The sequence below is a fragment of the Phytomonospora sp. NPDC050363 genome (assembly GCF_040655735.1).
Lineage (GTDB): Bacteria > Actinomycetota > Actinomycetes > Mycobacteriales > Micromonosporaceae > Phytomonospora.
Genome location: NZ_JBFAKK010000001.1, coordinates 84,430 through 96,276, shown reverse-complemented (window position 1 = coordinate 96,276; position 11,847 = coordinate 84,430). Strand labels below are relative to the sequence as shown.

Below are 11,847 nucleotides of genomic sequence, written 5' to 3'. Positions count from 1 at the left end.
GTCGGACCGCGGGGTCGCGGTCGAGTCTGGCTAGTCTTCAGGGATGCCGCCACCTGACGAGATCGTGGCCCTGCCCGCCGACAGCCATGTCCACAGTGAATGGTCCTGGGACGCCCGGGACGGTTCGATGGAACGGACCTGCGCCCGAGCGGTGGAGATCGGCCTGCCTGCCCTGGCCTTCACCGAGCACGTTGACTTCACGGCGTGGGAGGTGGTCGACCGCCACCTGGAGGCCAACAGCTTCCTCGCGTCCATCGCCGCGCCCGACGGGCTGCTCACGCCGCCGCCGTTCGACGTCGAGGGCTACTTCGAGTCCGTCGAGCGGTGCCGTGACCTGTTCCCGGGCCTGCGGATCATCACCGGCGTCGAACTCGGGGAGCCGCATCTGCACGCCGAGGCGGCGGGAAAGCTCCTCGCCGCCGGGGACTTCGAGCGGGTGCTCGGCTCCCTGCACTGCCTGCCCATCGAGGACGGGTTCGCCGAACCGACGGGGCTGTACCGGCGCAGGCGCGCGGCCGACGTCGTTCGCGACTACCTCGCCGAGGTGCCCGCCGTGATCGAGAGTTCCGGCGCGTTCTCCGTGCTGGCCCACATCGACTACGCGGTCCGCTCCTGGCCGGCCGAGGCCGGGCCCTTCGACCCGCACGCGTTCGAAGACGAGTTCCGCCACGCCCTGCGCGTGCTCGCCGGCAGCGGCCGGGCTCTCGAAGTCAACACCTCGCTGCCGCTGCACCCCGACATCCTGGCCTGGTGGCGTGACGAGGGCGGCGACGCGGTGACCTTCGGCAGCGACGCCCACTCCCCCGCCGATCTGGCGCGGGGGTTCGCCCGAGCGGCGGCCATGGTCGAGGCGAACGGTTTCCGGGCGGGCCGCCATCCCTTCGACGTGTGGGGGCGCTCGCGCTGAGCGCGGCTCAGCCGGCTGGGGCGGAACGGTCCGCGTCGAGGTCGCACCCGCGCGGCCGGCGCATGCCTTCTCCGAGCGCGTCCCGACGGGCGGCGGCGGGCGGCGCTTCGAGCAGCGCCCGCACCGCGGAAGCCTGCTTCGCGCCCAGTTCTGTGTAAGTGCGGTGCGCTCGGGTCCAGGCCGCGCGCGCCTCCTCGGTGAGGCCTTGGCGGCGGTAGGCCGCACCGGCTGCCCGCAGCGCCGCCGCCAGGTAGTACGGCTCGCCCGCCGCGACGTGCCAGGCGACGGCCCGTCCGGCGAGCTCGACGGCCGGGCCGTAGTCGCCGAGCGCGGTGTGCGTCTCGGCGAGGACGCGCCACGCCTCGGCGATGCCGCCCTTGGCGTTCTGCCGCTCGGTCATGGCCAGCACCTCGGTGGCGTGGCCGAGTGCCGCGTGGGGCTCGCCGAGGTCGTTGCGGCAGTCGGCGAGGGTCAGCCGGATGGCCGGGAGGGCGTTGACGAGTCCGGCGTCGCGCGCCAGCCGCAGGGCCTCCAGTGCGCGGGCGCAGCCTCGGTCGGGAGCGCCGAGGCCGCGATGGGCCTCGGCGAGGAACTTGAGCACCCACGCCTTCCCGCGCGCCGAGTCGTGGCGCCGGTAGTGGTCCAAGGCCTCGTCGGCGCGGCGCTCGGCGAGGGCGAAGTCGCCGGTGATGACGTCGTGCATCACCTGCCTGCGCAGGAGGCGCCCGCGTTCGAGTGGCGTTCTCAGATCGGCGACGAGCGCCTCCGCCTCGGCCAGCAGGAGGGCGGCCGCCTGCGGGTCGCCCGCCTTCAGCCGGCCGCTGGCGACGTTGAGCAGGCACTCGACGAGCTCGGCCCGGTTTCCGGCGTGGCGGGCGAGGACGAGGCTCGCCTCCTCGTGGATGCGGGCGAGGCCGTAGTCGCCGCGCACACGGTGGTACGTGCCGAGACCGGCGAGAGCGATGAACTCGCGTTCGGGGTCGCCGGCCTCCCGGGCGGCGTGCAGGGCGGCCGTTCCGGCGGCGATGGCGGTGCGGTAGTCACCGCCGAGCCAGGCGAGCTTCGCCCGCAGGTACCGCACGGTCCACTGCCGGCGGGGTTCGGCGCCCGGCCGCGCCGCCGCGCGGTCGAGGAGGGCGCGCATGCCCGCGATCTCGTAGCCCTGCTCGATGTCGGCGCGCAGCCGTTCGAGGAGCCGCCAGGCGGTGGGGCGGCCGGCGTGGCGCAGCGCGGTCATCGCGATGTTGTCGCGCTCCGCTTCCGGGTTTCGGCCGGCGGGGTCGGCGTAGACGGCGATCAGCCGGTCGACGGCGGCGTCTCGCTCCTCCGGCGGCTCCTCTGCGGCGCACCGGCGCTCGGCGTAGAGGCGCAGCAGGTCGTGCAGGCGGAAGCGGCCGGCGCCGCCGCGTTCGACCATGTGCGCCTCGACGAGGCGTGCGAGGCCGGGTCGACCGGCCGGGCCCGCGAGGGCCGCGGCGACCGTCTCGGGGAAGTCCGTGGCCGCGACCAGACCGAGCCGGCGGAACAGCGTCCGTTCGGCCTGGCCGAGAGCCGAGTAGGACAGGGTGATCGTGGCGTCGACGGCGGTCTCGGGTTCGCCTTCGACGGTGAGCCCGGCGAAGCGGTCGCGTTCGAGCTCGGTGAGGTAGGCGGGGAGAGTGAGCGCGGGGTCGGCGGTGAGGTTCGCCGCCGCGATCCGCAGGGCGAGCGGCAGGTGCCCGCACAGGTCGGCGAGCCTGCGGACGGCGTGGCCGGTCACGTCGTGGCCGGTGGCCCCGAGCAGCCGCCTCAGGAGTCGGAGCGAGTCGGCCCGCGTGAAATGGCCGAGGCGCAGGGGCCGCGCGCCGTCGCGGACCTCCAGGCCGGACAGTCCCGCACGGCTGGTGACGACGGCGAGGCTGCCGGGGCCCGCCGGGAGGAGCGGGCGGACCTGTTCGGCGTCGGCGGCGTTGTCCAGAACGACGAGCATTTTCCGGTCGGCGACCCGGGTGCGGTAAAGCGCGACGGCGTCGTCGAGGTCGCCGGGAGCGTCGCCCCGGTGGCCGAGGACGCGAAGGAACCGCCACAGGACCCTCAGCGGCGAAACCGGTTCGGCGCTGTCGAATCCGCGCAGGTCGACGTAGAGCTGGCCGTCGGGGAAGCGCGATCTGTTGCGGTGGGCCCAGTGCACCGCCAGCGCGGTCTTGCCGACGCCGGGCCGGCCGAGGACGGTGACCAGGCCGCGCCGGCCGATGGTGTCGAGCGCGGTGAGCTCGGCGGCGCGCCCGGTGAAACCGCCCGGTGCGGCCGGGAGTTCAGCGGGCGCGGAAGTCCCCCGCGCTCGTGTGCTCGCCGGCGGGTCGGCCGACAGCAGGCCGAGGTGGGTCTCGCGGAGTTCGGCGCCCGGGTCGATGCCCAGCTCGTCGGCGAGACGGACCCGGAAGGCCTCATAGGCGGCAAGCGCCTCGGCGGTCCGCCCGCCGAGGTGCAGGGCGCGCATGAGCCGCGCGACGGTCTTCTGCCGGTAGGGGTGCTCGTCGAGCAGGGCTCTGGTCTCGGTGATCGCCTCGTGCCAGTGGCCGAGCGCGAGCCGGGCCGCCACGCGGTCCTCACTCGCCGAGAGCCGCCGCTCCTCGATGAGGCGGGCGGCGGACTCGAAGACAGGACCACCGAGGCCCGCCAGTGCCGGGCCCCGCCACAGCGTGAAGGCGCGCTCGAAGGTTTCGAGGGCGTGTTGGTCGCGGCCCTCGGCTGCCTGGGCGCGCGCGGTGGCCGTATAGGCGTCGAAGCGGGTCACGTCGAGGCGGTCCGGCTCGACGGCCGAGCGGTAGCCGCCCGGGGCAGCGCGGATGATGTCGGGCGCGCCGAGCGCGGCGAGTTCACGGCGCAGACCGGAGGCGAGATTCTGCGTCTGCTGCCGGGCCGTGGCCGGCGGGTCCTGGTCCCACAGGGCCGCGATGAGCCGTTCGGTCGAGACGACCCGGCCGTTGTCGAGTAAGAGCGCGGCCAGCAGCGCCGGCCGGTTGCGGCCGGTGAGGGGCGCGCGGCGCCCGTCGATGTCGATCTCCACCGGTCCGAGGATCCGAAAATCCATCGCCGCCCCCAAGGTCCGCCCTTCGGCCTGCCCCTAGGCCGATACCGGCTCAGGTTAGGGCAAGTCACCGGGCCGGTCCAGACCGTAACGGGTGCTGTCGGCGGCCGTATCGGACCGGGGAGTCGGCGAACGGGCCCGGGCGTCCACCACGGGCGGTGACGGCACGGCATGGGCACCACTCCGCCATCAGGCAAGATGGCCTCCGCGCGGAACGTCCCGGCCGTGGGACGACGCGAGGAAGGCGACCCATGGAGCACCCGTCCGGAACCGATCTGGCCGCCCGGCTGCGCAAGGTCTGGGACCTGTCGGGACGCAGTCTGCGCGGCCTGGCGCAGGAGGCCGGGCTAAGTTCGTCCTCGCTGTCGCGCTACATCGCCGGGCAGTCGGTTCCCCCGTGGGAGGCCGTCGTCGCGCTGTGCCGGGTCATCGGCCGCGATCCGCGTCCCCTGCGGCCGACGTGGGAGCTGGCGCGCCGGGCGTCCCCGGCGGTGGCCGCCGCCGCCCGCCGGGCTCCCGCGCCGCGCAACGACCTGCCCTCCGACGTCGCCGACTTCACCGGCCGCGAAGACGAGCTCGCCGAGGTCGAGCGGCTCGTCGGCGAGGTGGGGGCCGTGGTCGTCGACGGCATGGCCGGGGTCGGCAAGTCGACCCTCGCCGTCCACGCCGCCCACCGCCTGTCCCCCAGGTTCCCCGACGGCCGCCTGTACATCGACCTGCACGGTTTCACGCCGGGCGAGGAACCCGTCGAGCCCGCCGACGCCCTGCGCACCCTCCTCATCGCCCTCGACGTGCCGACGAGCGCCATCCCCGACAGCGTCGAGCGCCTCGCGGCACGGTGGCGCTCGGAACTGGCCCGGCGGCGAGTCGTGTCCGTCCTCGACAACGCCCACGACGCCGAGCAGGTGCGGCCGCTGCTGCCCGGAGCCGGGAGTAGCGCCGTCATCGTGACGAGCCGCCGGCGCCTGGTCGCCCTCGGCCACGTACCGCCGGTGTCGCTCGACGTCCTCGGCCCCGCCGCGGCCGGTGACCTGTTCCGCCGCGCGGGCGGCGACGACGAGCGCTACGACCGCGAGCCGGAGGCGGTCGCCGAGGTCATGCGGCTGTGCGGGAACCTGCCCCTGGCCATCAGGCTGGCCGCCGCGCGGCTGCGGCACCGGCCCGGCTGGACCATCGCCGTCCTCGGCGAACGGCTGCGCGGCCGGACCGACGACTTCGACACCGCCTGCGGCATGTCCCTGCGCCAACTCGGGCAGCGGCACCGCGAGACCTTCCGCAGGCTCGCGCTGCTGCCGGGCCCCGACTTCGACGCCGCCACCGCCGCGGCCGCCGCCGGATACGGCGTCGGCGAGACCGCCGCCGTCCTCGAAGACCTCGTCGACATCCACCTCGTCCAGGAGCCCGCCGCCGACCGCTTCCGCCTGCACGACCTGGTGCGCGGCTTCGCCGCCCGGACCGTCGAGGCCGAGGAGCCCGAGGCCGCGCGCCGCCGCGCGGAACTGCGGGTCCTCGACCACCACCTGTGCCTGGCCACCGCCGCCTTCCGGCGACTGCCCTTCCTCTACGTCGAGGCGCCCGGCGACGACGAGCAGCCGTTCGCCGACCGCGATGCCGCGCTCGCCTGGTACGACCGCGAGTTCGCCAACCTGCGCGCGGCTTTCAAACGCGCGGTGGCCATCGGGGCCGACGCTTTCACCGCGCGCCTCCCGACGCTGCTGCGCCCCTACTTTCCCAGGCGTGGCGGCTGGGCCGAGGAGGTGGGAATGCTGGAGGCGGCGCTGCCCGCGGCCCTGCGCCTCGGCGACCGGGAACTGCTCGCCCGGATCCGCGTCGGCCTCGGCAACGCGCGCGCCGCCACCGGGCGCACCACCGAGGCCCTCGACGAGTACGAGACCGCCGAACGCCTCCTCGCCACCGTCGACCGGCCCGACGTGGCCGCCGTGCTCGCGCTGCGCCGGGGGAACCTGTACGACAACATCGGCGACTCGGCGAGGGCGCTGGCCGACCTCGAACGCTCCGCGAAACTCTTCGAGGCGATCGGCAAGCCCGACGGGCTCGCCTTCGCGCGCGCCTACGCCGCCTGGACCCACTACCAGGACGGCGACCTGACCCGGGCGGCGAATCTCGCCGAGGAGGCGATGGGCGTCTGCGGCGACGGCATCGCTCACCGCGCCGCCCTGGTCACCTACGCGGCCGCGATCGCACCGGCCGACCCGGCCACGGCGATCGAGCACCTGCGGCGGGTCTGTGTCCTGAGCGAGGCCGACGACCACGACTACGACCTGTCGTGGGCGCTCAACTACCTCGCCGTGGCCCTGCGCCACGCCGGCCGGCTCGACGAGGCCGTCGCGACCCACCGGGAGGCGATGGCACTGCTCGGTGAGCTCGGCGAGCACCAGGCGGCGGTCCACTTCCTCAACGACTTCGGCGACACCTGCCGGGCCGCCGGACGCGACGCCGAGGCGCTCGAACTCCACCGGCACGCCCTCGACCTGGCCCGGACGATGCGCTTCGGCCGCCAGGAGGAACGCGCGCGGCGTGGCGTCGAGGCCGCCACCGGCGCTTCGGATCCCGGCCGAGTCGCGCCCGCGGGCCCGCGCTGCGCCGACCCGGAGGCCTGAACTCCGGCCGGGCTACCTGCGGAGATCGATATTGCGCCGATTCGTGAGTCGAAATCACGGCCCGAACCGCACTGCGTAGAGTGAGGGGGCGCTGGCACGTCCGGCGCTACCGCCGTCGCAGATCCGTGGAGCACGCCCGTGACCGCACGATCCCGTCCCGAGCAGCAGCGCCCGCCGAACCGAGCGGACGAACCGTCCCTGGACAAGCTCATGGCCGAGGTGGGCCGCGGCAGTGAGCAGGCCTTCGCCGAGCTCTACGAACTCGTCTCCCCCCGCGTCTTCGGTCTCGCCCTGCGGATCCTGCGCAACCGCGCGATGGCCGAGGAGGCCGCACAGGAGGCCCTGCTCGACGTGTGGCGCCAGGCGCCCCGCTTCGACGCGGCGCGCGGATCGGCGCTGTCGTGGGTCCTCACCATGGCGCACCGCCGCGCCGTCGACCACGTCCGCGCCGCCCAGAGCTCCACCGACCGCGAGTCGAAGGCCGCCGCCCTCATGACCCCCGACGTCCCCTTCGACGAGGCCGCCGAGACCACCCTCATCAGGGCCGAAGGGGAGCAGGTCCGCCGCTGCCTGACCCGGCTCACCGAGCTCCAGCGCCAGTCGATCACGCTCGCCTACTACTCGGGCCTGAGCTACCCGCAGGTCGCCGCCGAACTCGCCGTCGCACTGCCTACTATCAAGGCCCGGATGCGCGACGGGCTCATCCGGCTGCGGGACTGCCTGGGGGCGCGATGATCCACGACGAACCCCACACCCTGCTGGGCGCCTACGTCCTCAACGCGCTCGACGACCACGAGCGCGCCCGCTTCGAGGTCCACCTCGGCGCCTGCTCGTCCTGCGCCGCCGAGGCCGCCGAACTGTCCGGCACCGCCGCGCGACTGGCCGACGGCCTCAGCGCCGAACCGCCCGCGACGATGCGCGCCTCGGTCATGGAGGCCGTCCGCGCCACTCCTCAGCTCACCGCCGAGGACCGGCCCGTTCCGCGCCGGCCGGCCCCGGCCGTGCCGCGCCCGCGCCGGAACCTGGTCACCCTGGCCGCGGCGATCGTGGCCGTCGCCGCGCTGGCGCTCTCGGCCTTCGTCTACGTCACCGGGCAGGCCCGGGTCGACGACCTCCGCGAGCAGGTCGACGCCCGCGACGCCGAGGCCGCCCGGGTCGCGGCCGTCCTCGCCGCCGACGACGCCGTGCTCACCACCGCGCCGGCCGCCGACGGCGGGTCGATCAGCGTGGTCACCTCCGCGAGCCGGAACGCCGCCGTCGTCACCCGCGTGGGCATGCCCGGGTTGAGCGCCGACCAGGCCTATCAGCTCTGGCGCGACGTCGACGGTGTCATGGTCAGCGCCGGCCTGATGCCGCACGTCTCCGGGCTGGTCGCCGGCATCGTCGAGGCGACCGCGATCGGCCTGTCGGTGGAACCGGCCGGCGGATCGCCGCAGCCCACGCACGCCGTCGGCGTGATCGCGATCTGACCGGGACTCAGGCGGCGGCCAGCCGCATGGCGAGGTCGACCGCCTCGCGGAGGGTCGGCAGGGTGATGACCTGCTCGGGCAGTGGCGGCGACCAGCCGGTTCCGGCGACGGCGACCACCGGTGCGGCCTCGACCAGCGCCGTCAGGGGCTCCGGGTCGGCTGTCGCGGGTTCGTGTGACCACACCACGACGAGGATGGGGCCGGTGCGGGCGACGGCGTCGAGCAACGCGACCGGTGGGACCCGCGCACCCAGCAGCCGCGAGCCGACGCCCTGCTCGGCGAGTGCCGCGGCCAGTGCTTCGAGGGGCAGGCTGTGCATCTCGCCGTCGGCGCAGGCGAGCATGACGCGCACCGGCGAGCCCGCGCCCGGGCGCGGGACGGCGGCCAGCGCCTCGCTCACGCTTCTGGACAGCAGGTGCTCGACCTCGACGAAGCGGCCGGTGCCGGCGTGCCTCGTCCCGATGCCGCTGAGGACGGGCCGCACGAGGTCGTCCCACGTGCGGACGACGCCGTGGTCGACGAGGTGGCCGGCGATCAGTTCCCGCATGGCGAGGACGTCGAGGCGCATCGCGGCGGCCGCCAGTCCGCGTGCCGCGCGGCTCGCCGACCGCATCCTGATGGCGTGCCCGCCGCCGGCGCGGGCGGTGGGTTCGGGCGTCGAGCCCGGTGCGAGCGCGACACGGGCCGCCGCGGCGGCGGGCAGGCCCAAGGTGGTGAGCCGCCGCATGGTCTCCAGGCGGGCGAGGTCGTCGTCGCCGTAGCGGCGGTGCTGCCCGGTGGAGTGGCGACTGGGACCCAGGCCGTAGCGCTGGTGCCAGGTCCGCAGCGTCGTGACGGCGATACCGAGGCGGCGCGCGACCTCTCCGGGGCTCAGACCGTCGCTCACTTCGACACCCTAGCCTGCCGTTTCACTCGTTCGTGGGCTCCGGCGGGACCGGTAGTCCCGCTCTGCCCGGCGCCCATGGACACGAGAACGCCCGGGCACACCTCGCGGTGCGCCCGGGCGTTCGTCTATCAGACCAGGTCGTAGCGGTCGAGCTCCATGACCTTCACCCAGGCGGCGACGAAATCGCGGACGAACTTCTCCGCAGCGTCGTCACCGGCGTAGACCTCGGCGACCGCCCGCAGCTCCGAGTTGGAGCCGAAGAGCAGGTCGACGCGGCTTCCGGTCCACTTGACCTCGCCGGTGGAGGCGTCGCGGGCCTCGAAGGCCGAGGCGTCCTCGGACGTCGCCGTCCAGACCGTGCCCATGGCCAGCAGGTTGACGAAGAAGTCGTTGGTCAGGGCGCCGGGCGTCTCGGTGAGCACGCCCTGCGACGACTGCTGGTGGTTGGCGCCGAGGACCCGCAGGCCGCCGACGAGGACGGTCATCTCGGGCGCGCTCAGCGTGAGCTGGTTGGCCTTGTCCACCAGCAGGAACTCGGCCGGCAGGCGCTGGCCCTTGCCGAGGTAGTTGCGGAACCCGTCGACGGCCGGCTCCATGGCGGCGAAGGACTCCACGTCGGTCTTCTCCTGCGACGCGTCGGTGCGGCCCGGGGTGAAGGGCACCTGGACGTCGTGGCCGCCGTTCTTGGCGGCCCACTTCACGGCGAGCGACCCGGCGAGGACGATCAGGTCGGCGAGGGAGACCTTCTTGCCGCCGGTCTGGGCGGCGTTGAAGTCCGCCTGGACGCCTTCGAGGGCGCGCAGCACGACCGCGAGCTCGTCGGGCTGGTTGACCTCCCACCCGTTCTGCGGCTCAAGGCGGATGCGGGCGCCGTTGGCGCCGCCGCGCTTGTCGCCGCCGCGGAAGGTCGAGGCCGAGGCCCAGGCGGTGGTGACGAGCTGCGCGACCGACAGGCCGGTGGCCTGGACGCGGTTCTCCAGGTCGGCGATGTCGGCGGCGTCGATCAGTTCGTGGTCGACGGCCGGCAGCGGGTCCTGCCAGAGCAGTTCCTCGGTCGGGACCTCCGGGCCGAGGTAGCGCTGGATCGGCCCCATGTCGCGGTGGGTGAGCTTGTACCAGGCGCGGGCGAAGGCGTCGGCGAACTCGGCCGGGTTCTCGTGGAAGCGACGCGAGATCTGCTCGTAGACCGGGTCGAAGCGAAGCGACAGGTCGGTGGTGAGCATCGTCGGCGCGTGGGTCTTCGAGGCGTCGTGGGCGTCGGGGACGGTACCGGTGCCCGCGTTGTCCTTGGGGCGCCACTGGTTGGCACCGGCCGGGCTCTGGAACAGCTCCCACTCGTAGCCGAAGAGGATCTCGAAGAAGCTGTTGTCCCACTGGATGGGGGTGTTGGTCCAGATGCCCTCAAGGCCGCTGGTGATGGCGTCGCCGCCCTTGCCGGTGCCGAAGCTGTTCTTCCAGCCGAGGCCCTGGTCTTCGAGCGAGGCGCCCTCGGGCTCGGCGCCGACGTGGTCGGCGGGTCCGGCGCCGTGGGTCTTGCCGAAGGTGTGGCCGCCGGCGATCAGCGCGACGGTCTCCTCGTCGTTCATCGCCATGCGGCGGAAGGTCTCGCGGATGTCGCGGGCCGCGGCGATCGGGTCGGGGTTGCCGTTGGGGCCCTCGGGGTTGACGTAGATCAGGCCCATCTGCACCGCCGCCAGCGGGCTCTCCAGCTCGCGGTCGCCGGTGTAGCGGGCGTCGCCGAGCCAGGTCGTCTCCGGGCCCCAGTACACGTCCTGGTCGGGCTCCCACACGTCCTCGCGTCCGCCGGCGAAGCCGAAGGTCTCAAAGCCCATCGACTCGAGGGAGACGTTTCCGGCGAGGATCATCAGGTCGGCCCAGGACAGGCTCTGACCGTACTTCTGCTTGACGGGCCACAGGAGGCGGCGGGCCTTGTCCAGGTTGCCGTTGTCCGGCCAGCTGTTGAGCGGCGCGAAGCGCTGCTGACCGGCGCCTGCGCCACCGCGGCCGTCGCTGATCCGGTACGTGCCGGCGCTGTGCCAGGCCATGCGGATCATGAGGGGGCCGTAGTGGCCGAAGTCGGCGGGCCACCAGTCCTGGGAGGTCGTCAGCACCTCGGCGATGTCCCGCTTGACGGCGGGCAGGTCGAGCGAGTTGAAGGCCGCGGCGTAGTCGAACTTCTCGCCGAGCGGGTTGGCCACGGCGGGGTTCTTCGCCAGCATCCTCAGGTTGAGCTGGTTCGGCCACCAGCCACGGTTGCCGCCGCCCTCGACGGGGTGGGGGGCGCGCCCGTGCGCCACCGGGCAGCGGGACTCGGCGCCGGAATCGGCGTCGTGGACGATGGCGTCATGGTTCTCGGACATCGGTTTCCTTCCAGAACTTGCTGAGGGGTTTGTCAGGGGTTGCCTGGGGTGGAACAGTCGGAGCACAGTCCCCAATAGACGACCTCGGCCTCGTCGATCGTGAAGCCGCCGGCGTCCGAGGCGATGAGGCACGGCGCCTCGCCGACGCTGCAGTCGACGTCGGCGATCAAACCGCAGGACCGGCACACGACGTGATGGTGGTTGTCGCCCACTCGCGACTCGTAGCGGGCCACGAGGCCGGAGGGTTGGATGCGGCGAACCAGGCCGACGGCCGTCATCGCGTTCAGGGAGTCGTAGACCGCCTGATGCGAGACGGTCGGGAGGGTGGTGCGAACCGCGGCGATGATCGAGTCGGTATCAGCGTGCGGTCGCGCGTGCACGGCGCTGAGCACCTCCACCCGGGGTCGGGTGACTCGCAACGCGACCTCTCGCAGCATCTGCTCGAAGTCCAAGGTCATGGCCACGCCAGAAGTGTGAACCATTTTTTGGAATGAGTCAAGTTTAACCTTGCGCAATGCTCTGAACAGGGACGAT

Annotated in this window: 8 protein-coding genes; 4 read left to right on the top strand and 4 right to left on the bottom strand. The window is 73.6% G+C overall.

Annotated elements, in window-relative coordinates:
* Nucleotides 1-43 precede the first annotated feature (43 nt).
* Entirely contained in the window at nucleotides 44-907 is an 864-nt protein-coding gene (locus AB0I28_RS00370) for a PHP domain-containing protein (protein ID WP_357488491.1), read from the top strand.
* A gap of 7 nt (nucleotides 908-914) precedes the next feature.
* On the opposite strand, the gene AB0I28_RS00365 is transcribed toward AB0I28_RS00370, so the two are convergent.
* Nucleotides 915-3,980 carry a BTAD domain-containing putative transcriptional regulator gene (locus AB0I28_RS00365; RefSeq protein ID WP_357488490.1) on the bottom strand — a complete coding sequence of 1,022 codons (3,066 nt, stop codon included), beginning with the start codon at nucleotides 3,978-3,980 and terminating at the stop codon, nucleotides 915-917.
* A 248-nt stretch (nucleotides 3,981-4,228) separates the two neighbouring features.
* On the opposite strand from AB0I28_RS00365, the gene AB0I28_RS00360 reads away from it, so the two are divergent.
* From AB0I28_RS00360 to AB0I28_RS00350, 3 genes are all read left to right on the top strand, one after another.
* Nucleotides 4,229-6,598 (top strand): tetratricopeptide repeat protein, encoded by a 2,370-nt coding sequence (locus AB0I28_RS00360; protein ID WP_357488489.1) that lies wholly within the window; start codon nucleotides 4,229-4,231, stop codon nucleotides 6,596-6,598.
* 138 nt (nucleotides 6,599-6,736) lie between these two features.
* Nucleotides 6,737-7,333 (top strand): ECF RNA polymerase sigma factor SigK, encoded by a 597-nt coding sequence (gene sigK, locus AB0I28_RS00355; protein ID WP_357488488.1) that lies wholly within the window; start codon nucleotides 6,737-6,739, stop codon nucleotides 7,331-7,333.
* A complete protein-coding gene (locus AB0I28_RS00350; RefSeq protein ID WP_357488487.1) occupies nucleotides 7,330-8,067 on the top strand; it encodes an anti-sigma factor in 738 nt (245 codons plus the stop codon). The genes sigK and AB0I28_RS00350 overlap by 4 nt, the downstream gene beginning before the upstream one ends.
* A 7-nt stretch (nucleotides 8,068-8,074) precedes the next feature.
* On the opposite strand, the gene AB0I28_RS00345 is transcribed toward AB0I28_RS00350, so the two are convergent.
* The 3 genes from AB0I28_RS00345 to AB0I28_RS00335 form a co-directional block, all read right to left on the bottom strand.
* The gene (locus tag AB0I28_RS00345) at nucleotides 8,075-8,953 is read right to left on the bottom strand and encodes a MerR family transcriptional regulator (RefSeq protein WP_357488486.1); all 879 of its coding nucleotides are present in this window, start codon (nucleotides 8,951-8,953) and stop codon (nucleotides 8,075-8,077) included.
* Between the two features lie 128 nt (nucleotides 8,954-9,081).
* Complete coding sequence (katG, locus tag AB0I28_RS00340) at nucleotides 9,082-11,313, bottom strand: catalase/peroxidase HPI (RefSeq protein WP_357488485.1); 2,232 nt, start codon at nucleotides 11,311-11,313, stop codon at nucleotides 9,082-9,084.
* Between the two features lie 32 nt (nucleotides 11,314-11,345).
* Nucleotides 11,346-11,771: a Fur family transcriptional regulator gene (locus AB0I28_RS00335; protein ID WP_357489263.1), complete on the bottom strand. Its 426-nt coding sequence runs from the start codon at nucleotides 11,769-11,771 to the stop codon at nucleotides 11,346-11,348.
* Nucleotides 11,772-11,847: the final 76 nt, after the last annotated feature.

Bases quoted from the DNA above. Each gene is read 5' to 3' on its own strand.
- AB0I28_RS00370 (WP_357488491.1), top strand. From the start codon at position 44: ATGCCGCCACCTGACGAGATCGTGGCCCTGCCCGCCGACAGCCATGTC.
- AB0I28_RS00365 (WP_357488490.1), bottom strand. From the start codon at position 3,980: ATGGATTTTCGGATCCTCGGACCGGTGGAGATCGACATCGACGGGCGC.
- katG (WP_357488485.1), bottom strand. From the start codon at position 11,313: ATGTCCGAGAACCATGACGCCATCGTCCACGACGCCGATTCCGGCGCC.
- AB0I28_RS00360 (WP_357488489.1), top strand. From the start codon at position 4,229: ATGGAGCACCCGTCCGGAACCGATCTGGCCGCCCGGCTGCGCAAGGTC.
- AB0I28_RS00335 (WP_357489263.1), bottom strand. From the start codon at position 11,771: ATGACCTTGGACTTCGAGCAGATGCTGCGAGAGGTCGCGTTGCGAGTC.
- AB0I28_RS00350 (WP_357488487.1), top strand. From the start codon at position 7,330: ATGATCCACGACGAACCCCACACCCTGCTGGGCGCCTACGTCCTCAAC.